16 protein-coding genes are annotated in these 22,818 nt (G+C 33.6%); 9 read left to right on the top strand and 7 right to left on the bottom strand.

Annotated features, from left to right (window positions below):
- Positions 1-82 precede the first annotated feature (82 nt).
- From E9099_RS01820 to htpG, 3 genes are all read right to left on the bottom strand, one after another.
- A complete protein-coding gene (locus E9099_RS01820) occupies positions 83-3,535 on the bottom strand; it encodes a pyruvate carboxylase (protein ID WP_136582038.1) in 3,453 nt (1,150 codons plus the stop codon).
- Between the two features lie 436 nt (positions 3,536-3,971).
- Complete coding sequence (locus tag E9099_RS01815) at positions 3,972-6,194, bottom strand: ATP-binding protein (RefSeq protein WP_136582037.1); 2,223 nt, start codon at positions 6,192-6,194, stop codon at positions 3,972-3,974.
- 223 nt (positions 6,195-6,417) lie between these two features.
- On the bottom strand, positions 6,418-8,334 hold the full coding sequence (gene htpG, locus E9099_RS01810; protein WP_136582036.1) for a molecular chaperone HtpG: 1,917 nt from the start codon (positions 8,332-8,334) through the stop codon (positions 6,418-6,420).
- 245 nt (positions 8,335-8,579) lie between these two features.
- Here htpG and E9099_RS01805 point away from each other — a divergent pair, with 245 nt between their 5' ends.
- A complete protein-coding gene (locus E9099_RS01805; protein WP_136582035.1) occupies positions 8,580-9,590 on the top strand; it encodes a 3-oxoacyl-ACP synthase III family protein in 1,011 nt (336 codons plus the stop codon).
- 1,043 nt (positions 9,591-10,633) lie between these two features.
- On the opposite strand, the gene E9099_RS01800 is transcribed toward E9099_RS01805, so the two are convergent.
- Positions 10,634-13,078: an outer membrane beta-barrel family protein gene (locus tag E9099_RS01800; RefSeq protein ID WP_136582034.1), complete on the bottom strand. Its 2,445-nt coding sequence runs from the start codon at positions 13,076-13,078 to the stop codon at positions 10,634-10,636.
- 120 nt (positions 13,079-13,198) lie between these two features.
- Here E9099_RS01800 and E9099_RS01795 point away from each other — a divergent pair, with 120 nt between their 5' ends.
- Positions 13,199-13,561, top strand: a complete 363-nt coding sequence (locus E9099_RS01795) for a CoA-binding protein (protein WP_136582033.1) — start codon at positions 13,199-13,201, stop codon at positions 13,559-13,561.
- Here the strand turns inward: E9099_RS01795 and E9099_RS01790 are convergent.
- Positions 13,545-15,032: a sodium:solute symporter gene (locus E9099_RS01790; RefSeq protein ID WP_136582032.1), complete on the bottom strand. Its 1,488-nt coding sequence runs from the start codon at positions 15,030-15,032 to the stop codon at positions 13,545-13,547. The genes E9099_RS01795 and E9099_RS01790 overlap by 17 nt on opposite strands.
- A 204-nt stretch (positions 15,033-15,236) precedes the next feature.
- On the opposite strand from E9099_RS01790, the gene recR reads away from it, so the two are divergent.
- The 3 genes from recR (at position 15,237) to E9099_RS01775 (ending at position 18,357) form a co-directional block, all read left to right on the top strand.
- Positions 15,237-15,854 carry a recombination mediator RecR gene (gene recR / locus E9099_RS01785; protein ID WP_136585108.1) on the top strand — a complete coding sequence of 206 codons (618 nt, stop codon included), beginning with the start codon at positions 15,237-15,239 and terminating at the stop codon, positions 15,852-15,854.
- Positions 15,855-15,860: 6 nt separating this feature from the next.
- Entirely contained in the window at positions 15,861-16,973 is a 1,113-nt protein-coding gene (locus tag E9099_RS01780) for a glycosyltransferase family 2 protein (protein WP_136582031.1), read from the top strand.
- Positions 16,974-17,052: 79 nt separating this feature from the next.
- On the top strand, positions 17,053-18,357 hold the full coding sequence (locus tag E9099_RS01775; protein ID WP_136582030.1) for a dihydrolipoamide acetyltransferase family protein: 1,305 nt from the start codon (positions 17,053-17,055) through the stop codon (positions 18,355-18,357).
- Between the two features lie 135 nt (positions 18,358-18,492).
- Here the strand turns inward: E9099_RS01775 and E9099_RS01770 are convergent, their stop codons facing one another.
- Both E9099_RS01770 and E9099_RS01765 read right to left on the bottom strand, forming a co-directional pair.
- The gene (locus E9099_RS01770) at positions 18,493-18,897 is read right to left on the bottom strand and encodes a nuclear transport factor 2 family protein (RefSeq protein ID WP_410523969.1); all 405 of its coding nucleotides are present in this window, start codon (positions 18,895-18,897) and stop codon (positions 18,493-18,495) included.
- Between the two features lie 61 nt (positions 18,898-18,958).
- Positions 18,959-19,597: a glutaredoxin family protein gene (locus E9099_RS01765; RefSeq protein ID WP_136582029.1), complete on the bottom strand. Its 639-nt coding sequence runs from the start codon at positions 19,595-19,597 to the stop codon at positions 18,959-18,961.
- A 147-nt stretch (positions 19,598-19,744) separates the two neighbouring features.
- On the opposite strand from E9099_RS01765, the gene E9099_RS01760 reads away from it, so the two are divergent.
- Genes E9099_RS01760 through E9099_RS01745 form a run of 4 tightly spaced genes read left to right on the top strand, consistent with a single transcriptional unit; the run spans position 19,745 to position 22,773 of the window.
- Entirely contained in the window at positions 19,745-20,518 is a 774-nt protein-coding gene (locus tag E9099_RS01760) for a 3'-5' exonuclease (protein ID WP_136582028.1), read from the top strand.
- 51 nt (positions 20,519-20,569) lie between these two features.
- A complete protein-coding gene (locus E9099_RS01755) occupies positions 20,570-21,181 on the top strand; it encodes a fumarylacetoacetate hydrolase family protein (protein ID WP_136582027.1) in 612 nt (203 codons plus the stop codon).
- A complete protein-coding gene (locus tag E9099_RS01750; RefSeq protein WP_136582026.1) occupies positions 21,182-21,526 on the top strand; it encodes an Hpt domain-containing protein in 345 nt (114 codons plus the stop codon).
- A complete protein-coding gene (locus E9099_RS01745) occupies positions 21,523-22,773 on the top strand; it encodes a competence/damage-inducible protein A (RefSeq protein WP_136582025.1) in 1,251 nt (416 codons plus the stop codon). The genes E9099_RS01750 and E9099_RS01745 overlap by 4 nt, the downstream gene beginning before the upstream one ends.
- The last annotated feature ends 45 nt before the right edge of the window (positions 22,774-22,818 follow it).

Here is a 22,818-nt window from a genome sequence, read left to right as displayed (position 1 = left end):
CTTGTATGCGGTTATTTAAGTTGCGAAACTAAAAAACCATCTATAAATAGATGGTTTTAGATTAAAATAAAAGCAGGTGTTTTTATTCAATAGTCACAACCAAATCATTTTGTTTTACCATTTGACCTTCTTTTAAAGTGACCGTTTTTATTTTTCCAGATTTAAAAGCAACAACAGTCGTCTCCATTTTCATAGCTTCAATTATAAATAGGGGATCGTTTTCTTGTACTTCTTGTCCTTTTTTAACTAAAACCTTGTATAAGGATCCTTGTAATGGAGCACCAATTTGGTTGTCATCTGCTGGATCTATTTTGGTATTGGTTTCGACTTTTATATTTAATGAAGTATCTAATATCTCGACAAACCTATTTTCTCCGTTAACCTTAAAAAAGACGGTTCGCATCCCTTCTTCATTAGGAATACCTATGGATAGTAATTTAATGATTACTGTTTTTCCTGGTTCTAACTCGATTAATGTTTCTTCACGAAGTTTCATCCCGTAAAAAAAGTTTTTAGTAGGTACTAAAGCTAAATTACCATAGCTTTTATAGTTTTCATGTGCTTGTTCAAATACTTTTGGATATAAGGTATAGGATAAAAAGTCTTCCATTTCGATAGGACGTGTGAAGCCTTTTTGAAATTTCTTTTTGAAAGCTTTGTATTCTAAATCAAAATCGATGGGCTTTAAATGTGCATTTGGCCTGTTGGTATACGGTTTACGATTTTTTAGAATTATTTTTTGAAGTTTTTTAGGAAATCCACCTGTGGGCTGCCCTAAATCTCCAACAAAGAAACTTATTACAGAATCTGGGAACGAAATCTCTTCGCCACGTTCCATAACATCCGCTGTGGTTAGATTGTTGGTTACCATAAAAATAGCCATATCTCCGACCACTTTAGAGCTTGGTGTGACTTTAATTAAATTGCCAAATAGCTTATTAACTTCGGCATACATTTTTTTAACCTCATCAAAACGATCTGCTAATCCTAGAGCAGTAGCTTGCGGACGTAAGTTACTGTATTGTCCACCAGGGATTTCGTGTTCAAAAACCTCAGCAGTTCCTGCTTTTAATCCTGATTCAAACGGGTAATATAACTCACGCGTGTCTTCCCAAAAGTTAGAAAACTGATTTAATTTAGGCATATCAAACGCATGTGCTCTTGGTTGGCCTTTCATCATCTCTACCGTGGCATTAAAGTTTGGTTGCGAGGTTAATCCAGATAAACCGCTTAAGGCGACATCAACCACATCAACGCCTGCTTCGATAGCTTTTAAATAGGTGGCGGTTTGCAATGATGAGGTATCGTGTGTATGTAAATGTATTGGGACGTTTACGGTGTCTTTTAAAGCAGCGACCAGCTCTGTGGCTGCATATGGTTTTAATAAACCGGCCATATCTTTTATGGCAATCATATGCGCCCCAGCATTTTCTAAATCTTTGGCTAGTTGCGTGTAGTATTTTAGATTGTATTTAGTTTCATTGACATCTAAAATATCCCCTGTATAACTTAACGCCGCTTCTGCAATTCCGCCTGTTTTATTACGGACATAACTAATACTTGGTTCCATTGCTTTAACCCAGTTTAAAGAATCGAATATTCTGAAAATATCAACACCATTCTCCCAAGATTTTTCAACAAATTTCTCGATCAAATTATCTGGATATGCTTTGTATCCCACGCCGTTAGAGCCACGTAAAAGCATTTGGAATAATATGTTTGGTACGGCTTTACGTAATTCTCTTAAACGGGTCCAAGGACTTTCGTGCAAGAAACGTAAGCAAACATCAAAGGTGGCACCGCCCCAAACTTCCATACTAAACGTGTTTGGATGGTTTTTTGCAAAACTTTCTGCAACTTTAAGCATATCAAAGGTTCGCATTCTAGTCGCTAATAACGATTGATGCGCATCACGCATGGTGGTGTCTGTAAAATGAATTTTTTTCTCGTCTTTTAGCCAAGCGCAGAATTGTTCTGGACCTAGCTCGGTCAACATATCTTTAGTTCCTTTTGGATAGGGATCTGATAAATTAAATTTAGGGACTTTAGGGTTTCTAAAGACTTTGTTTTCTTCGATGTTTTTGACATCAGGATTACCGTTAACTATAACTTCTGCTAAAAACTGAACGACTTTAGAGGTTCTGTCTTGTGGTAGTTTTATGTCGAAAAGGGCAGGGGTGTTTTGAATAAAGTTTACCGTTACTTTTCCGTCTTTAAAGGTGGGATGCTGAATAACATTTTGTAAAAAATGAATGTTGGTTTTAACGCCTCTAATTCTAAATTCTTTTAAAGCACGGACCATTTTGCGGGTGGCACCATCTAAAGTTCTTCCATGAGAGGAGACTTTGACTAACATAGAGTCAAAAAATGGACTGACTTGATACCCTTGGTAGATACTTCCAGCATCTAAACGAATACCCATTCCTGACGCACTTCTATAGGTTGTTACATTACCATAGTCTGGAGTAAAGTTATTTTCTGGGTCTTCTGTGGTTAATCGACATTGTAATGCAAATCCGTAGGTTGCTAATGTGTCTTGTCCGTAAATTTTAATTTGCTCGTCAGATAATTTATAACCTCCAGCAATAAATATTTGGGTTTTTACAAGGTCTATCCCTGTTACCATTTCGGTAACCGTATGTTCTACTTGTATTCTTGGGTTGACTTCAATAAAGTAAATATTGTCTTCTGGATCTACCAAAAACTCGACTGTACCAATATTATTATAGCTTACCTTGGTCGCTATAGCAACTGCGTATTTGTATAGGTTTTCTTTTACGGTAGTGGAGACATTAAAAGAAGGGGCAATTTCTACTACTTTTTGATGACGACGTTGTACAGAGCAATCTCTTTCAAATAAATGACGAATATTACCATGTCTATCGGCTACAATCTGTACTTCAATATGTTTTGGGTTTTCGACATATTTTTCTAAAAACATGGTGTCATCACCAAAGGCGTTTAAAGATTCGTTACGAGCCGAGTCAAAGTTAGTTTCTAAATCCTCAGCAGATCTAATAATACGCATGCCGCGTCCACCACCGCCAGAAGCCGCTTTGAGCATTAAAGGATACCCAATACTCTCGGCTTGCGAAATGGCGATTTTTAAAGAGGTGAGTTCTTTTGTATTACTTTCTATAATAGGGACTTGACATTGTGCTGCTATTTTTTTTGCCGTAATCTTATCACCCAAAGCATCCATAACTTCTGGATCTGGTCCAATAAAAACGATATTGTTTTGAGCACAACGTCTTGCAAACTCGGAGTTTTCAGATAAAAAACCGTAACCAGGATGTATGGCATCTACATTTTTAGATTTTGCTAAATCTATAATGCCATCCATATCTAAATATGGTTTTAAGGGTTGATTGTCGTCTCCAATTTGATAGGACTCATCAGCTTTATTTCGGTGTTGGGAGTAACGGTCTTCGTAAGTGTAAATGGCGACTGTAGCAATGTTTAATTCCGTACAAGCACGTAGTACTCTAATAGCTATTTCACCTCTATTAGCAACAAGGATTTTTTTGATTTTCATTTTTTAGTGTGTGTTTTAGTGTGTGTTGTTTTATGTCAAAGCTATTTTACGATTTTGTCAGACTTTTGTGAAAACTATTTAAAAGGATAGTGTTACTGAGTCTAAATTGAAAAATGTAGTAAAGTTAAAAAGGTAATGTCTCTCTTTTTAATGCCTATATGATGCTCTTAAAAATTAAGTAAAGTCCTATTTTTTAGGCTACAGGGTATAAGGTAATTTTTATTTGTGTAAAATACAATGCATGCATAGTATTTTTTTGATCAAAGGTTATAAACGGCAACTATTGCGGCTCAGATACATTTTTTTATTCAGAATGTGAGTTTATCTTCTGATTGGTGTTGTCCTTCTAATAAAATAAGATTGTTATATGCTTATTCGTCGGTCTTACTAAAGTTGCTAGTTGAAAGCTATTATAGCCAAAGTACTAAGAGTAGACTTACTGCAACCGTGTCTGGTGGACATTGGATAAAGCTAGGTATAACTTCTCAAATTCGATAGGTTTCCAAAGGACGTCAGCAAATAAATCAGAATGCGTTTTGTTGTTTTTAGTGGTCATAACATCTGCTGTGATCGCAAATATTGGCGTGGTGCTATTTAAATTGTCTTTTTTTGCAATTAATTGGGTAGCGTCAATACCATTCATTTCTGGCATATGTAAGTCCATTAAAATAAAATCATACTTTGTTTTTTTTGAGTACTCTACCGCAACTTTACCATTAATGGCATGTTCTGTTTTGACACCCCATTTAGATAATACTTTTGTAATAAGAATAGCATTCATCAAGGTGTCTTCGACTAATAGTATAACCTTATCTTTTAACAAGTGTAATTCAGGTTTGATTTTACTAATAATCGGAGCTGCTTTTTCTAGTTGTATCTGGAAATAAAACTCAGAACCTTCGTGTACTTTGCTTTTTACTTGAATTTCGCTATTATGTAATTGGACTAATTTTTTAACAATTGCTAATCCTAAACCAGTACCACCTTGTTTTCTGGTCATGACTGGTTTTATTTGAGCGAAACTATTAAATATTTCGGCTAAATCTTTTTTAGAGATACCATCTCCAGTGTCTGCAATACTAATTAAAATGGTATCGTGCTTTGGAGTTTCTTGTTCTAATGTTATATTAAAGGAGATGTGTCCTTTTTGAGTAAATTTAATGGCGTTTCCAATAAGATTACTAATGATCTGGGTTAACTTAGTCTGATCTATAAGGTAATTTTGAGTTGTTGGAATATTATTATTTAAGGTCAATTTTAACCCTTTAGAGTGTGCTAAAGTGCTATGTAGATTTGTTATGTTATTGCAAAAAGTGTCAAAATGTGTATTATCAAGCTCCAATGCTGTTTTTTTTGAGTCTAGTTTAGAGAAGTCTAAAACGTCATTGACAATACTTATTAGGTTGTTAGAGGCAAATTCAAGACTGTTTAATAGTCTTTTGTTTTCTCCGAAGACTTGGTCTTCCAAAATGGAGACAATAGTGGTCATGGCATTTAATGGAGTCCGTATCTCATGGCTCATAACCGATAGAAACTCTTGCTGTAATTTAACCGCTTTTAAGTCGTCATTATTTTTTTTATCAATGCTTTTTTGTTTCTCCTTTTGAAGCAAGGCCTCGTTTTCTAATTCGTTAGTTTTATTAATCAAGTTATAGTTTTCCATAACTTGTTGTGTTTGGGTATTCATCATGACTTCCTTTTCTCCTAGGTATAACTCTAGATATTTAAAGGCTTTAGTGATTTTATTTCCTTTTTTGTAAATAAGATATAATTGATGGTATCCTTTTATTTTTGTTATCGAAATATTGTAAGTAATAGAGAGGTTTAAGCCTTTAATTATTGTTAGTTCTGCTTTTTTGAGGTCGCCTACTTTATAGTGTAGTTTGCCTAATTTATTATAGGCCATACAGGCTCCCACTATTTCGATTACTTTGTTATAAGTCGCAATGGCTTTTAAAAAATCTATTTCGGCGTTTTTATAATCACCTAAAGCAAAATGTATTTTACCACGTCCGTACAGTGCAAAACCATATCCTCTAGTATCTCCGGATTGCTTTTTTAAAGCAATAGAGTGCTCTATCATGCGTAAGGCATATCTAGTTTTATTCTTTTTTAGTAATAACCCAGATAGGTTATTGTAGACATTGGATTCTAGATTTATACAACCTACTTTTTTAGCATTTTTTATAGCGTCTTTGTAAGATGTAAACGCATTGGATTGATCACCAATATACTCGTAAGCAGTACCAATTGCTTTACCAACTTTGGACTGATTCCGATAATCGTTACGCTTTTTGTAAATACGCATCGCTTCAATCAGGCAAATTAAGCCTTGGTGGTAATTATCAGTTTTGTAATGTATGCTACCCATGGTGTATTTGGAGTCTGCCACACCATTTTGGTCGCCTATGGTTTTATAAATAAATAGTGCTTCTTTGGTGTATTTAATAGCGTCGTTATAGTCACTATTTATCATGGAATACAAACCTAGTTGATTTAAGCTACGCGCTATTACGTATTTGTTGTCAAGGTCTCTACTAATTTGTAAGGCGGCTTTGGCAAGTAAGATACTCTCTTGTAAATCTAATGAACGCTGCGCATAAGCTTTTGTAAGTAACACATTAGCTTTTTCTATGTTTTGAGGAGGCGTATCAGGCATTTACTAAAAGTAGGTTTATTATGTGAATTTAACAAAAATAATAAAAGCTTTTAATAATTAGTACGCTATGTTTTTTTTTTAATCTATTGACTTGTATTAAACAAAAAAACCACCTCGAAAGGTGGTTTTTTAATTTCCGCGAAAGCGGTATAGTACTATTTAAAGCGGTTTGTTTTAATATGCTTCGCGTTGCTTATAATATTAAAACGACTTTAAATATAGATTACTTTAGTAAAGCATAACTACGTTTAACAAAATCTGATAATTCTTTTCCTTTTAAAAGACCTTGAGATAAACGGGCTAAATCTAAACTTTGCGTAATTAAATCGGCTTGTTTGTCTTTAGCTTCAGTATTTAAAATCTCGTTAACAAGCTCAGAGTTTGTATTAACCACAAGGTTATACATTTCTGGCATGTTACCAAACATTTGCATACCACCGCCACCACCAGACGCTTGCATCTCTTTCATACGACGCATAAATTCTGGTTGTGTAATCATAAATGGTGTCGCGTTACTGTCCATAGCTTCTAATTGGACCATGAATTTATCAGAAGGCACCACTGCTTTCAATAACTCGTCTAACGTTTTTGTTTGCGCTTCGTCTAATTTAGAAATTGTAGTTTCGTCCTTAGCAATTAACTTGTCAATAGAATCTGCATCTACACGAGAAAAAGTGATGTTTTCTTTAGTCGATTCTAATTTTTGCATCAAGTGCGAAATAATAGGACTATCTAATAATAATACTTCATAACCTTTATCTTTTGCAGCTTCCACATAACTGTGTTGCGCTTCTTGGTTACTTGTATATAGGATTACTAACTTACCATCCTTATCGGTTTGTTTTGCTTTGATCGCGTTTAATAACTCTTCGTAAGTGTAGTATTTATTATCTACTGTTGGGTATAATGCAAAGGCATCTGCTTTATCGAAGAATTTGTCTTCAGATAACATACCATATTCGATAACAATTTTAATGTCATTCCATTTTGCTTCAAACTCTTCACGGTTATTGTTAAATAACGATTTTAATTTGTCTGCAACTTTACGAGAGATGTAAGATGATATTTTTTTAACAGCACCATCTGCTTGTAAATAACTACGAGATACGTTTAATGGGATATCTGGACTGTCAATCACACCACGTAACATCGTTAAAAATTCTGGTACAATCCCTTCTACATTATCTGTAACGTATACTTGGTTTTGGTACAATTGAATTTTGTCCTTTTGCATTGCCATATCCTGAGACATCTTAGGGAAGTATAAAATACCTGTAAGATTAAATGGATAGTCTACATTTAAGTGAATGTGGAATAATGGATCTTCGTGTTGTGCAGGGTATAACTCTCTGTAAAAGCTAGTGTAATCCTCATCCGTTAAATCTGCTGGTTGTTTAGTCCAAGCTGGAGTAGGATTATTAATAATATTATCTACAGTAATTTTTTTCTGAGGTTCAGTAGTTTCTTTACCTTCAGCATCTTTTGTCGTTGCTGGAGTATGCTCAGGATCGTTTATTTCTTTAGTTCCAAATTTGATCGGAATAGGCATAAACTTGTTATACTTATACAATAAGCTGCTAATACGTGCTTCTTCTAAAAACTCAAGAGAATCTTCTGCGATGTGTAAGATAATCTCCGTTCCTCTGTCCGTTTTATCAGCGTCTTCTAAAGTGAATTCTGGAGAACCATCACAAGTCCAGTGTGCACCAGTTGTTCCTTCTTTATGAGATTTAGTAATAATTTCTACTTTTTCTGCAACCATAAAAGCAGAGTAAAACCCTAAACCAAAGTGTCCGATAATTCCAGAATCTTTAGCGCTGTCTTTGTACTTGTCTAAAAACTCTTCAGCTCCAGAAAAAGCCACTTGATTGATATACTTTTCAACCTCGTCCGCCGTCATCCCTAAACCTTGATCGATTATATGAAGTTTTTTACCTTCTTTATCAATTTTAACCTCGATTACTGGGTTTCCGTATTCGGCTTTAGATTCGCCAATAGTCGTTAAATGCTTTAATTTTAATGTTGCATCTGTACCATTACTTATAAGTTCACGTAAAAATATTTCGTGATCACTGTACAAGAATTTTTTAATTAATGGGAAAATGTTTTCTACTGAAACATTAATACTTCCTTTTGCCATGATGTTATTTATTTTTTAAATTCCGCTTAAGCGAAAATCTCTTATTAATTTCTGAATAGTTAATAGTCAACAAAAATGCCAATTGCTTAAATATGACAAGATGGCACTTGAGAATTGTTTTAAAGTATTATGCACGCATAACGAATAAAATATAATTGTGAAATCTTTATTATTGAAAGCATTAAATTGCCGTACTATTTTTTTTAATTGAAAAGAATCGATAGATCTAATAAAAATATAATTTAATGTACAATTCGAAAATTATTGGTTTAGGTAAATATCTACCTGACAACGTGGTCACAAATGAGGATTTATCTAAAATGATGGATACTAACGATGAGTGGATTACAGAACGTACTGGGATAAAAGAAAGACGTTGGGTAGAGAAAGACTCTGGTGATACAACTGCTACAATGGGAGTTAAAGCAGCTAAACAAGCGATAGAACGTTCTGGAATAGATAAAGATGATATAGATTTTATTATTTTTGCAACCTTAAGTCCTGATATGTATTTTCCTGGTCCAGGTGTGCAAGTGCAACATGCTTTAGATATTAAAACAGTAGGTGCTTTGGATGTGCGTAACCAATGTTCTGGTTTTGTATATGCGTTATCTGTTGCCGATAATTTTATAAAAACAGGTATGTATAAAAACATATTGGTTATTGGTAGTGAGCTGCATTCTGGAGGTTTAGATAAAACAACGAGAGGTCGTGGAGTGACTGTTATTTTTGGAGACGGAGCAGGAGCAGCAGTATTAACACGAGAAGAAGATAATAGTAAAGGGATTTTATCAACGCATTTACATAGTCAAGGAGAACATGCTGAAGAGTTAGTGTTAGTAGCACCAGGAATGGGTAAACGTTGGGTAAGTGATATTCTTGCAGATAATGATCCTAATGACGAAAGTTATTTCCCGCACATGAATGGGCAGTTTGTATTTAAAAATGCAGTTGTTCGTTTTAGTGAAGTGATTATGGAAGGTTTAGCAAAAAATAATTTAGAAAAGGAAAACATTGATATGTTGATTCCGCATCAAGCTAATTTACGTATTGCACAATTTATTCAAAAGCGTTTTGGTTTAAGTGATGACCAAGTATTTAATAATATTATGAAATATGGTAATACAACCGCTGCCTCTATACCAATAGCTTTATGTGAAGCCTGGGAAGAAGGTAAAATAAAAGAAGGCGATAATGTTGTGTTAGCGGCGTTTGGTAGTGGATTTACTTGGGGTAGTGTTATTATTAAATGGTAATTTATACCTGTGTATTGAGCAACTCTTATTAAATAGTTGTTAGTGTCTTTGATACTATCAAGAAAAAAAGCCAGAAACGTATTTTATGTTTCTGGCTTTTTCAATTAACTAACTAACTACTTACTTAAACTTAACTATATAAATCTCTTTCTTGTTTTTTGTTGTGAAGACTAATTCAAATAAAAATAATAAAACCGATTTACTGTCTTGTTACTATTAAGACGCCTAAAAGTGTTTTTTATTACACTGACTATTAGTATTTAACGCGTATTTAACAGAGTTGAGGTCTTAAACAAAAAATGGTGTTAAAAAATAAAATTCCTAAGCTGATCAAGCTTTGGTTTTTTTTTATCTAACAACTAAGTTAAATACTAACTGCTTGTTGGCTACTAAATAACCTCTAGATGATATTGTTTATACTATTACATAAATCCTCGTATGGATGTATGGATTCAATAATATTATAAAATAGGATAATATAAGCGCTGCTTTTGTATGAATAGCATTATGCGAAGTCTGGGAAGAAGGTAAAATAAATAAAGGCCATATTGTTGTGTGAGCTGCGTTTGCGATTGGATTTACTGGGGCGTGTTATTATATAAAGGGATGGTGATTCTGGCGCAAGCAAGACTCTTAAAAAATAAAATAACTATTATTACTATAGATAAGTCTTCATAAAGATGTAAACCTAAAAAAAGGCCAGAAACATATTTTATGTTTCTGGCCTTTTAACTAACTACTTAAACTTAACTATATAAATCTCTCTCTTGTTTTTTGTTGTGAAGACTAATTCAAATAAAAATAATAAAACTGATTTACGGTCTTGTTACTATTAAGACGCACAAAAGTGGTTTTTATTACATTGATTATTAGTATTTAACGTGTATTTAACATTGTGAAGGTCTTAAACAAAAAATGGTGTTAAAAAACAAAACCCCAAAGCTGATCAGGCTTTGGGGTTTTTATCTAGCAACTAACTTAAACACTAACCATTAACTGTTTGTTAGCTACTAAATAACCTCTAGATGGTATTGTTTATACTATTACATAAATCCACCACCCGATTTAGTATCGTCGTCTCTTTGTTTTCTGGATTTAGCTCTGTATTTACCACCACCAAAACGGTAGGATAATCGGGCGGAAATTTGTTGACTCTCCCAGTTAAACTGACCTTGTTGTAAATAAGGGGTTTGACCTTCAAATTGCGCATACATGGTATTAAAAATATCATTATAACTTAAACTTAAACTGGCTTTACCTTCTAAGAAGCTATAACGCATCCCTAAGTTAACCATTAACATGTCTTCCATTTCAAATTGGATGTTTTTGTTTTTTCCGCTGTACATTCCAAAAGCAGATAAGCTTAAGGCTTTAGTGACTTTAAAATTGTTAAAGGCTCTAATATTCCAAACAATATTATCCACTTTAACCGTGTTTAAAACAATGTTTTGGTTGGTGTCAAAAGATTCGGCAACACTTTTTTGTGTTTGAGAAAACAAATCAAAACTACTATTAATACTCCACCATTTAGTTGGTCTATAGTTTGATGATAATTCTATTCCGTAGGCAGACGAGTTATCAAAATTTAAATTTGTAAAAAACAGTCTGTTAACATCTGATCTATCAATTAGGATAGCTTGTTGTATTTCGTCTTCAATAATTCTGTAAAACACACCAGCAGTAATACTACCGTTTTCAAGTTGTCTTGTGTAGTTGGTTTCAATCGAGTTTGTAAACTGCGGACGCAATTCTTGATTTCCAAATTGAGAGATTAAAGGCGTACTCCATTCTGGTAAAGGATTAACTTGTCCAATACCTGGACGATCCACACGTCGACTATAGTTTAATTGGAACGAATTTTTATCTGAGGCAGTGTAGGTTAAAAATGCTGAAGGATAGAGTCTAAAATAATCATTATCAAATGGGATTGTCGTCTCTTCGTTTGATGCTAAGTCTTTTTTAAACGCTTCAGAATCTACAGCAACAGTCTCTGCACGCAATCCAACTTGGTAGCTCCATTTATCTAATGTTTTACCATAAGTAGCGTAGGCCGAATAAATATCTCTTGTATAATCAAAAGTAGTTGTGGTAGGGATGTAAACTCCCGATTGATTAGTCTCTCTGGCGTCAGATTGATAAAAAATAGTGGTATTAAACAAGCGGGCTTGTAAACCAAATTCTAATTTAGTCGTTTCGGATATAGGATTACTATAATCTAAGTTTATTGTAGAGCTTTTTCGGTCTGTATCTGTGTTCTCTAAAAAGTTTGGACGCTGAGAGCTAAAAAAGTTGTTTCTAGAATCTGATAAACCATCATAAGTATTGTGATCAACCTCTAATTCTAAACTATGGCCATCGTCATTAAAGTCGTGTTTGTAGTTAAAGTTGTATTGTTCAGAATCGTTTCCGTTATCATTTCTAGTAAATTGGGATTCGTTAAAAGCTGCATTTGCTAGATAATTGATTTCAGAATTAACATTAACCCAGCCATCAAATATATTTTGATTTGTAAATACAGAAATAGTGTTTCTATCATCCAAATAATAATCTAAACCAACTTTGAATAAATGTGATTTGTTGTTATTTAGTATTTCAAATTTTTGCTGAATATCTTGTTCCACTCTATTAATCTCTCCAAAATTGAAGTTTTTGGTGACACTATTATTGTAAGACCCATATAAGTTGAATTTACCATTACGGTAATTGGCATCAATGGAGCTATTAAATTTGGCTTCTACGTCGTGCGATAACCCGATGTTTATATTTCCGTTAAATCCTATTTTTGTGTTTTTATGTAGTACAATATTAATAATACCACTCATCCCTTCTGGGTTATATTTAGCAGACGGATTAGTAATTAATTCGATGCTTTTAATAGAAGATGATGGGATTTGCTTTAGTAATTGTTCGGCAGGAATGTTTGATAATTTACCATCCACCATAACTCTTACATTTTGGTTACCACGTAAACTAATAGAGCCTGTTTGTTGATCAACACTTACAGATGGTAAGTTGTTCATAATCTCGCTAGCAGTTGCACCAGCGGTTTGTAGGTCTTTACCAATAGTAATTACTTTTCTGTCTACTTTTTGCTGTATTGTTGAGGTTTCTGCAACTATAGTGACCTCGTCCAAACTAGTTGCTGCTTCTTCTAAATTAATAGTTCCTAAATCTATTGTTTTATTATCTTTAGTAATAACAATGGTTTTAGTCTGTGGCAAAAAACCTAAGTACTCAATAGTAATTAAATTAGTCCCTTCCGGTATTTGTGTGACTCTAAATTGTCCGTCATTATTTGTAATACCACCAGTTATTAATTTATTATTGGTGTCTTTTACAATAACGTTAACATAAGGTAAGGGTTGGTTAAGTGATACGTCTAATACATTACCGGTAATGGTTCCGATTTTGGGTAAAGCATTTGTTTTGTCTTGGGCCTGAATACTAAAGGTTAGTAATAGTAAGGCCATGGTGATTAGTTTTTTCATTGATTGATTGATTGATTGATTGATTGATTATTTGATTGATGTATTTTACTTCTATTATAAAGACGTCTTATTTTAGAAACTGTTACTGTATATTTATATTATTTTTAAATTTTAACATTTATGAGCAAGAAAACGTTAGTCCTTGGGGCATCACTAAAATTAGATAGATATAGTAATATTGCACTACGTAAATTGGTGAATTATGGCCATGATACGGTTGCTTTCGGGATGAAAGCAGGAGAAGTCGTTGGTGTTACTATTGCTAAAGAATTACAGCAATATCAAGATATAGATACGGTTACACTATATTTAAATCCAACACGACAAAAAGAATATTACAATTATATAATCGGTTTACATCCTAAACGCGTGATTTTTAATCCAGGGACAGAAAACCCTGAATTGTATGCTCTTTTAAAAGAAAATAAGATTGACTTTGAAGTCGCTTGTACTTTAGTGTTGTTATCTACAGATCAGTATTAGGTTTCGCTTTCGCGGAAATTAAAAGCAGTCCTATAAAGGTTATTAATCCATTTAAAGGAAGAATTTCCCAATGGAATACGTATTTTCCGATAAAGCTATCAGGAAAGTTTACAGGTAATTCTGTAATAAAATAAGTGATTATAATAGACGCTAAACCGATGACCCAAGCAAAGTTGTCTTTAATAGAACGCTTGGTCAGTATTCCAAACGCAAACAAACCTAATAAAGGACCATAAGTAAAGGTGGCGAATTTAAATAGGTTACTGACAACGCTCCCTTCTAATTCATTAAAAATAACGACAACTACGATTAATAATACCGATACGCCAATATGTACTTTTTTACGTAGTGGTTTTTGTTGTGCTATTGGTAATTTTTCAATATTTAAAAAATCAATAGAAAAAGACGTTGTTAAAGACGTTAACGCACTATCCGCACTACTATAAGCTGCAGCAATTAATCCTATTAAAAAGGTGATTTGCAGTCCAAGCCCTAACCCTTGATTCATTGCTATTTCTGGGAATAATAAATCGGTTCTCACTTTATCATCTACTACAGGGATAGAGACTCCAAATTGTTCAGAATATATAAATAATAAAGCCCCCAAGGATAGAAATATCACGTTTACAAAAACTAATAAAACAGACATGCTAAACATATTTTTCTTAGCGTCGGAAGGGTTTTTACATGTTAAGTTTTTTTGCATCATATCTTGGTCTAAGCCAGTCATCGCAATAGTTATAAATAGACCTCCGATAAAGTATTTCCAGAAATAAATCTTACTGTTTACATCCTCAAAAAAGAAGACTTTACTTTTGGCTATAAAAGTCTCTTTGCTAAAGACTTCTGTAATAGTCCAATTCAATCTGTTAACTATTAAAATTATAGCAACAACAACAGCGGTCAGCATGGCTAAAGTTTGTAAAGTATCTGTCCAAACAATGGTTTTAATACCGCCACGATTAGTATACAACCAAATTAAAAGTATTGAGAGAACTACAGTTAGCCAAAACGGAACACCTAATGTTTCAAATACAATATATTGCATGGCTAAAGCCACTAAAAATAATCTAAAAGCCGCACCTGTTACTCGAGATAATAAAAAGAAAAAAGCGCCAGTTTTATAACTAACAGTGCCAAAGCGTTGTTCTAAATACTGATAGATAGAGGTGACGTTTAATTTATAGTATAAAGGAAGCAGCACAAAAAGTACTACTAAGTAGCCAACAAAAAAACCAAACACACCTTGCATATACGCAAACTGTTGTCCTTCTATCAAACCAGGGACAGATATAAAAGTAACACCAGATAGTGATGCGCCAATCATCCCAAAAGCCACCACATACCAAGGTGATTGTTTTTTTCCTTTAAAAAAGGCGTCATTAGAGTCGTCTTTTCCTGTGAAATATGAGATTAAAATTAGTACACCAAAATAGGCTGCAATTAATAATAGGATCTGTATAGAAGTCATAGTCGTTATTTAACAAAGCCAAAATACAAAATTAGTATTTAGATAAAAGTTATTTGACAATAAACAGAAAATTATAACTGACTTTAGTTTCAAACGGATTGGAGCGTTGTTTACGTTTTATGCCAAAACATATAGATTTTATTAACATAATTAGACTTGAAATAAATGCTAAAAGTAATGGCAAAAGCATTAATTTTGCAACTTATGGAATTTTCTTCAAAACTTCTTGAAAACGCAGTAAGCGAAATCTCGCAATTGCCAGGCATCGGTAAGCGTACAGCATTACGTTTAGCATTACATTTATTACGTCAACCAAAGGAGCATACCCATGGTTTAAGTCATGCCTTAAATACTATGGTTAACGATTTAAAGCTCTGCGCTTCCTGTAATAATATTAGTGATAACGAGTTGTGTGATATTTGCTCAAATCCATTGCGTAAAGCAGATGTTATTTGCGTAGTCGAAGATATTAGAGATGTTATGGCTATTGAAAACACAGCATCACATAAAGGATTATATCATGTTTTAGGAGGTAAAATATCGCCAATGGATGGCATTGGTCCACACGACTTAAATATTACGAGTTTAGTGGAAAAAGTGAAATTAGGACATATTAAAGAACTGATTTTTGCTTTAAGCCCAACTATGGAAGGCGATACAACTAACTTTTATATCTATAAACAAATTAAAGAGTTTAGTATTGAGACATCGACTATAGCCAGAGGAATTTCGGTTGGAGATGAATTGGAGTATGCCGACGAAATTACTTTAGGACGTAGTATATTAAATAGAATTCCATTTGAATCTTCATTAAAACTATAATCGTTAATGAAGCTTTCTATTATTATTTTAAATTACAACGTGCGCTATTTTTTAGAGTTGTGCTTGCAGAGTGTAGAAGCTGCAATTACAAATCTAGAAGCGGAAATTATTGTGGTAGATAACAACTCTAAGGATGATAGTTGTGCTATGATAAAAGAGCGGTTTCCGAATGTGATTTTGATTGAAAACAAGACTAATTTTGGGTTTTCAAAAGGTAATAATATCGGAGTGGCTCGTGCAAAAGGGGAATATCTATGTATATTAAATCCTGATACTGTGGTGCCAGAAGATTGTTTTCAAGAGCTATTCGAGTTTTCTAAAATTAAAAATGATTTAGGGCTCTTTGCTTGTCGATTAGTAGATGGTAAAGGTGCTTTTTTACCGGAAAGTAAACGACAAATTCCAACACCAGGAGTCGCTATTAAAAAGGTGTTTGGGTTTGATAAATCGTATTATGTATCTGATTTAAAATTAAATTCCACAGGTATTGTACCTATTTTAGTCGGCGCTTTTATGATGGTTAAAAAGGAGATTTACCTAAAAGTAGGTGGATTTGATGAAGACTATTTTATGTATGGAGAAGATATCGATTTATCCTATAAAATTGTAAAATCCGGATTTGATAACATGTATTACGGTCCTATAAAAGTGATTCATTTTAAAGGAGAAAGTACATTAAAAAATAAGGCATATGCTACCCGATTTCATGGAGCGATGCAGATTTTTTATAAAAAACATTTTAGACGTAATTTAGCTTTTGACACTATCGTTTGGTTAGGTGTAAACGTTGTTAGGCGTTTCAATAATAACGCTTTCGCGGAAAATCAGCCTGTTTTAAATTATACGCTAGTTTCCGATAAAAACTATCCAGATTTAGAAAATAAATTACCCAATACATTACATCAGGTTTTAGAAGTATCAAAAATTGAAGCAAATACTCAGGTTGTTTTGGATGCTAACTATTTAAGTTTCAAAGCAATTATTGATACGGTAATAAAATCTGAAAAAAATAAAAATATTAGCTTTAGAATTCTTCCAAAAAACTCTAATTTTATGGTCGGAAGTGATTCGTCAAAAAGTAGAGGCGAAGTGCTTCACTTTAAAGCGCTTGTAAAATGATGATGAATAAGTAGCAAAAGCTCTTATTTTTTATTAATTTTGCAATTCAACACATTAAAAAGACTATTAAATTATTAATATGGCAAGATTTGAACTTAAGTTACCTAAAATGGGAGAAAGCGTTGCAGAAGCGACACTAACCTCATGGTTGAAAGAAGTTGGAGATACTATTGAAGCAGATGAAGCAGTTTTAGAAATTGCAACAGATAAAGTCGATAGTGAAGTACCAAGTGAAGTTGATGGCGTTTTAGTTGAAAAACTATTTAACGTAGATGATGTTGTACAAGTTGGTCAAACCATAGCAATAATTGAAACGGATGGTGATGCTGGTACAACTACCGAAGCACCTAAGGCTGAAGCAAAACCTGAAGTAGCAGTTGCGGCTCAAGATGTTTCTAAAACGGTTGAGGTAGCAAAAGAAACTACAGCAGCTATTGCTTCTAGTGATGAGCGTTTTTATTCGCCTTTAGTAAAAAATATGGCTAAAGCAGAAGGTATTGCTCAATCAGAGTTAGATGCTATTGCTGGAACAGGTAAAGATGGTCGTGTTACTAAAAACGATATGATTACCTATTTAAAAGATAGAAGTAGTCAACCTGCAAAAGCAGTTGCAGCACCAAGTGCTCCAGCAGCGAAAGCAGCTCCAAAGGCATCGACACCAGTAGCTGTGTCTGGCGGAGATGAGATTATCGAATTAACTAGAATGGGAAAAATGATTTCTCATCATATGGTACAATCTGTTCAAACTAGTGCGCATGTGCAAAGTTTTATAGAAGCAGATGTTACTAATATCTGGAATTGGCGTAAAAAGGTTAAAGATGGTTTTGCAAAGCGCGAAGGTCAAAATTTAACGTTTACACCAATATTTATGGAAGCTATTGCGAGAGCATTACGTGAGTTTCCAATGATGAATATCTCTTTACAAGGAGATACGATCATTAAAAAGAAAAATATAAACCTTGGTATGGCAGCTGCTTTACCTGATGGTAACCTTATTGTGCCTGTTATTAAAAATGCAGATCAACTTAATTTGGTTGGCATGACTAAAGCGGTTAATGATTTAGCTGGACGTGCTAGAGACGGTAAATTATCTCCGGATGATGTGCAAGGAGGGACGTATACTGTAACTAATGTTGGTACTTTTGGAAGTATCATGGGGACACCAATTATTAATCAACCACAAGTAGGTATTTTGGCTTTAGGAGCAATTCGTAAAGTTCCTGCAGTTATTGAGACTCCAGATGGTGATTTTATTGGTATCCGTTATAAGATGTATTTATCACACAGTTATGATCACCGTGTTGTAAATGGCGCGTTAGGAGGTCAGTTTGTAAAAGCGGTTAAGGATTACTTAGAAGCTTGGGATAAGAACAGAGAAATTTAAAGTTTAGTTATTTGTCACTTAGGATGTAGTGAACATTTCAATATAGAACTAAATATAAAATAGAGTAATAAAAAAGCACAATCTGAGGATTGTGCTTTTTTTATGTTTTATATTGAATGATAAGTATAGGTCCTATTAATACATCTTATTTTTGTTAGCAGCGTGTTTTGGTATTTGTTGTATGGCATCCCAATGTTCAACAATTTTAGCATTGGCATCAAATCTAAAAAAGTCCATGGTGACGTATTCGTCATTGTCAGGCCAAACTTGATGGGTGTGCAATGCTACTAAATCATTTTCAGAAATGATACGTACAAATTCAATTGATTTTTTAGGGTATTCGGCTTGCATACGTTCAAAGTAGTCTATAAAACCTTCAGTTCCATTAGCAACATCAGGGTTGTGTTGGATATAGTCATCTCCTACGTATAATGCAGTCGCTTGTCTTGGGTTTCCTTCGTAGGCCATTTTATAAAACGCAATAGCATTTGCTTTCATTTTTTCATTCATAGGCGTCGGTTTAGTTATTATGTACTTCATTTTAAAATACAGTATAGCACTAAATTTAAATGTTTTTGTTCTTTAAATGCAGAGGTTTGTATTAGTTAAAACCTTCACGTAGCGCTTGTATAAAGTCTTCTAGGCTTTCAATGTTGTTATAAAGTTGATCTTCAATCTTTAAGATTGGAATATGATTATACTCACTTTTTGGTTTTATAGCTTTAAATTCTTTGATAATTCGGCTATAATTTGTTGAGTCTTTATCTAGGTTGTATTCTGTGTAGGTAATTTTGTTTTTAGTTAAAATATGTTTAGCGTCAGGGCAGATCGTGCAATCGTCTTTGGTGTAAAGTGTTACTGTTTTATTGTGCAGCTCTTTGTCTAGCTTAAAGTCAATAATCTCAAAGTCTTTATCAATTTCTAAAGCGTAAGACACTTCGTTAACGACCAATATATGCGTGTATTTCCCGGGTTTACCATTTAGTTTAACCATCGTTAAAACACGGACGCGACTGTTGCCTTTTATAGTTTGTAAAATAGGACGTTCGCTGCTGCGTCTAAAGTCATTAGTCTCAACTTTTAAAAAGATATCGTAGGAAATAGAATCTGTGTTTTCTATAAATAACTCATAACGCTTGCCTTTAATTTCTTCTTGGAGTTTAACATGCTTGTGTTCGTTCTGACCAAAAGCAGTTTGTGATAGTAGAGTGATTAATAGTAGTGTAAGGTTTCTAATCATTTTTTAAAAGTATTACAAAGTAAAAGTAACAGATTAGATTTATATTTGCATAAATCATACCGAAATATGTTTGGATTTAGCTAAAAGCAAATAATAATTTTTTATTATATTTAATTCATTCAATTTCAGGTGTAAACCAAAAATTTTATGTCTTTAAACTTAACAAAACCTATCTGTTTTTTCGATTTAGAAACTACAGGAATCAATATAACATCAGATAGAGTCGTAGAAATTTCTATTTTAAAAGTGTTTCCAAACGGAAATAAAGAAAGTAAAACATGGCTTGTTAATCCAGAAATGCCTATTCCAGCAGTAGTGTCAGCAATACATGGTGTTACTGACGAGAGAGTTGCAAATGAGCCTACTTTTAAACAATTAGCGCCAGAAATTAGTGCTATGATTAAAGATGCCGATTTAGCAGGTTTTAATTCTAACCGTTTTGATATTCCGCTTTTAGCTGAAGAAATGTTGCGTGCAGAATTTGATTTTGACATGAAAGGGCGTGTTGCAGTGGATGTGCAAACTATTTTTCATAAAATGGAAAAGCGTACCTTAGGAGCAGCGTATCAATTTTATTGTAATCAGAGTTTAGAAAATGCGCATACAGCCGAAGCGGATACTTTGGCAACCTACGAAGTGTTAAAAGCGCAAGTAGAGCGTTATGACGAGCTTGAGAATGATACTAAATTTTTAGCTGAGTTTAGTTCGCACAGAAAATTTGCTGATTTTGCCGGTTTTATTGGCTATAATAAAGACGATAAAGAAGTGTTTGCTTTTGGGAAACACAAAGGGAAGTTGGTCTTAGACGTGTTAGAGAAAGAACCAGGATATTTTGGCTGGTTGCTTAATGCCGATTTTCCGTTGTACACTAAAAAAGTGTTGACAGCAATAAAGTTAAGTGCCTTGAATAATAAGTTTTGATGGTTTGAGCGTTAACTGTTATCGTAAATTGAATAATAGAAAATACTGAATATGAAATTAATCTGCATAGGTCGTAATTATACAGACCATATTAAAGAGTTAGAAAACGAAAAACCTACAGATCCTGTTGTTTTTATCAAATCTGATAATGCCATATTGTTAAAAAAGCAACCCTTTTTTATTCCTGATTTTTCGGATGATGTACATTATGAAGTGGAAGTTTTAATTAAAATAAACAAACTAGGGAAGCATATAGATAAAAAATTTGCACATAAATATTATGACCAAGTCGGTTTGGGGATTGATTTTACCGCTCGAGATGTGCAAAAACAATTAAAAGATAAGGGGTTGCCTTGGGAAAAAGCAAAATCTTTTGATGGTGCAGCTGTTATTGGTAAATGGATTGATAAGACAGAATTTTCTGACGTGGATAATCTGAATTTTAGATTGGAAAAAAATTCAAGTGTGGTTCAAACCGCAAATACTAATTTAATGTTGTGGAAAATTGACGAATTGATAGAATATGTGTCAAAATATTTTACTTTAAAGATCGGAGATATTATATTTACGGGAACACCTGCAGGCGTTGGTAAGGTAATTGCTAACGATAGACTAAAAGGATTTCTTGAGGATAGAGAACTTTTTTCAATAACAGTAAAATAAATGGAAATACACTACAAATTACATAGATTAAAAGAATTAGCTGATAATGATCAAGAATTTTTATTAGCATTAGCTTCGACATTTATTGAAGAAGTTCCAGAAGACGCTAGAGTACTTAAAATAGCTGTCGCGGAAAAAAATTATCTCCAAACGTATCAAACCGCTCATAAGATGAAGCCAACAGTAGATATGTTTGAATTAGGGATTTTAGACGATTTGATTGAAGTACAAGATTGGGGAAAACTGGAACAAACAGAAAAGGATATTACAGATAAATTAAATAAAGTATTAGCTGCTGTAGAAAGAGCAACTAATGAACTTATTGAAGATTTTAATTTAGAATGAAAGCAGAAATAATTACTATTGGCGATGAAATTTTAATCGGTCAAGTAGTGGATACAAACTCAGCATTTATTGGTAAAGCATTAAATTCTATAGGGGTGTCAGTGTATCAAATCACGTCTATTCAGGATGATAAATCACATCTGTTAAAAGCGTTTGCTGAAGCGGAAGTTAATGCAGATATCATAATTATTACGGGTGGATTAGGACCTACAAAAGACGATATAACAAAACATACTTTAGCGACGTATTTTAATGATACTTTAGTTAAAAACGAAGCAGTTTTACAACATGTTGAAGACTTGTTTAAACAATATGTAGATCATCCAATTTCCGAGAGTAACAGGACACAGGCCTTAGTACCTTCTCAAGCTAAGGTGTTAACCAATCGTTTTGGAACAGCGCCGGGGATGTGGTTTGAAAAGGGTAAAAAAACGTTTATATCCCTTCCAGGGGTGCCTTATGAAATGAGGGCGTTAATAGAGTTTGAAGTACTTCCTAAGTTAGTTTTAAAATACAAGCGCCCATTTATTATACACAAAACACTTTTAACCTATGGTTTGGGAGAAAGTGTCATTGCAGATCGTTTAGAAGCTGTTGAGGACGCTTTACCAAAGCATATTAAATTAGCTTACTTGCCAAGCATTGGAAGCGTTAGATTGCGCTTGTCAGCTATTGGAGAAGACGAAGATCTGCTTAAGCAAGAGATTCAAACAGAAATAGATCAGATACTACCGCTAATTGAAGATGTTTTTGTTGGTTTTCAAGATAATAATGAAGGATTAGAACTAATTATCGGGAAGCAATTAACCGAAAAAGGTAAAACATTAGCTTTGGCAGAAAGTTGTACTGGCGGAAAATTAGCAGAGCAATTTACATCACATTCAGGAGCTTCTGCTTTTTTTAAAGGTGGAATTGTGAGTTATGCAACCCAAGCAAAAATTGACGTTTTAGGCGTTTCTGAACAGCTAATTAGGGAGCATTCTGTTGTTAGTTCGCAAGTTGCAATGGCTATGGCGACCAATGTTAGAGAAAAATTTAAATCAGATTTTGCAATTGCGACTACAGGTAATGCTGGACCAACAAAAGGAGACTCTGATGCAGAGGTAGGAACCGTTTTTATAGCAATAGCTACAAAAAACGGTGTTGAGGCTCATGAATTTAACATGGGAAACCATCGCGAAAGGGTTATAAATAAAGCCGTAAATAAGGCTTTCGAGCTGCTTCAAAAAGAAATTTTTAAAAATTAATTATTAACCTGTTGTTAAATAGTAAATAATTAGTATATTTGCACC

The sequence above is a fragment of the Psychroserpens sp. NJDZ02 genome (assembly GCF_004843725.1).
Taxonomy (GTDB): domain Bacteria; phylum Bacteroidota; class Bacteroidia; order Flavobacteriales; family Flavobacteriaceae; genus Olleya.
The sequence above is the reverse complement of the archived record's forward strand: the minus strand, read 5'-3'. Positions and strand labels throughout refer to the sequence as shown.

Bases quoted from the DNA above. Each gene is read 5' to 3' on its own strand.
- E9099_RS01820 (WP_136582038.1), bottom strand. From the start codon at position 3,535: ATGAAAATCAAAAAAATCCTTGTTGCTAATAGAGGTGAAATAGCTATT.
- E9099_RS01815 (WP_136582037.1), bottom strand. From the start codon at position 6,194: ATGCCTGATACGCCTCCTCAAAACATAGAAAAAGCTAATGTGTTACTT.
- htpG (WP_136582036.1), bottom strand. From the start codon at position 8,334: ATGGCAAAAGGAAGTATTAATGTTTCAGTAGAAAACATTTTCCCATTA.
- E9099_RS01805 (WP_136582035.1), top strand. From the start codon at position 8,580: ATGTACAATTCGAAAATTATTGGTTTAGGTAAATATCTACCTGACAAC.
- E9099_RS01800 (WP_136582034.1), bottom strand. From the start codon at position 13,078: ATGAAAAAACTAATCACCATGGCCTTACTATTACTAACCTTTAGTATT.
- E9099_RS01795 (WP_136582033.1), top strand. From the start codon at position 13,199: ATGAGCAAGAAAACGTTAGTCCTTGGGGCATCACTAAAATTAGATAGA.
- E9099_RS01790 (WP_136582032.1), bottom strand. From the start codon at position 15,032: ATGACTTCTATACAGATCCTATTATTAATTGCAGCCTATTTTGGTGTA.
- recR (WP_136585108.1), top strand. From the start codon at position 15,237: ATGGAATTTTCTTCAAAACTTCTTGAAAACGCAGTAAGCGAAATCTCG.
- E9099_RS01780 (WP_136582031.1), top strand. From the start codon at position 15,861: ATGAAGCTTTCTATTATTATTTTAAATTACAACGTGCGCTATTTTTTA.
- E9099_RS01775 (WP_136582030.1), top strand. From the start codon at position 17,053: ATGGCAAGATTTGAACTTAAGTTACCTAAAATGGGAGAAAGCGTTGCA.
- E9099_RS01770 (WP_410523969.1), bottom strand. From the start codon at position 18,897: ATGAAGTACATAATAACTAAACCGACGCCTATGAATGAAAAAATGAAA.
- E9099_RS01765 (WP_136582029.1), bottom strand. From the start codon at position 19,597: ATGATTAGAAACCTTACACTACTATTAATCACTCTACTATCACAAACT.
- E9099_RS01760 (WP_136582028.1), top strand. From the start codon at position 19,745: ATGTCTTTAAACTTAACAAAACCTATCTGTTTTTTCGATTTAGAAACT.
- E9099_RS01755 (WP_136582027.1), top strand. From the start codon at position 20,570: ATGAAATTAATCTGCATAGGTCGTAATTATACAGACCATATTAAAGAG.
- E9099_RS01750 (WP_136582026.1), top strand. From the start codon at position 21,182: ATGGAAATACACTACAAATTACATAGATTAAAAGAATTAGCTGATAAT.
- E9099_RS01745 (WP_136582025.1), top strand. From the start codon at position 21,523: ATGAAAGCAGAAATAATTACTATTGGCGATGAAATTTTAATCGGTCAA.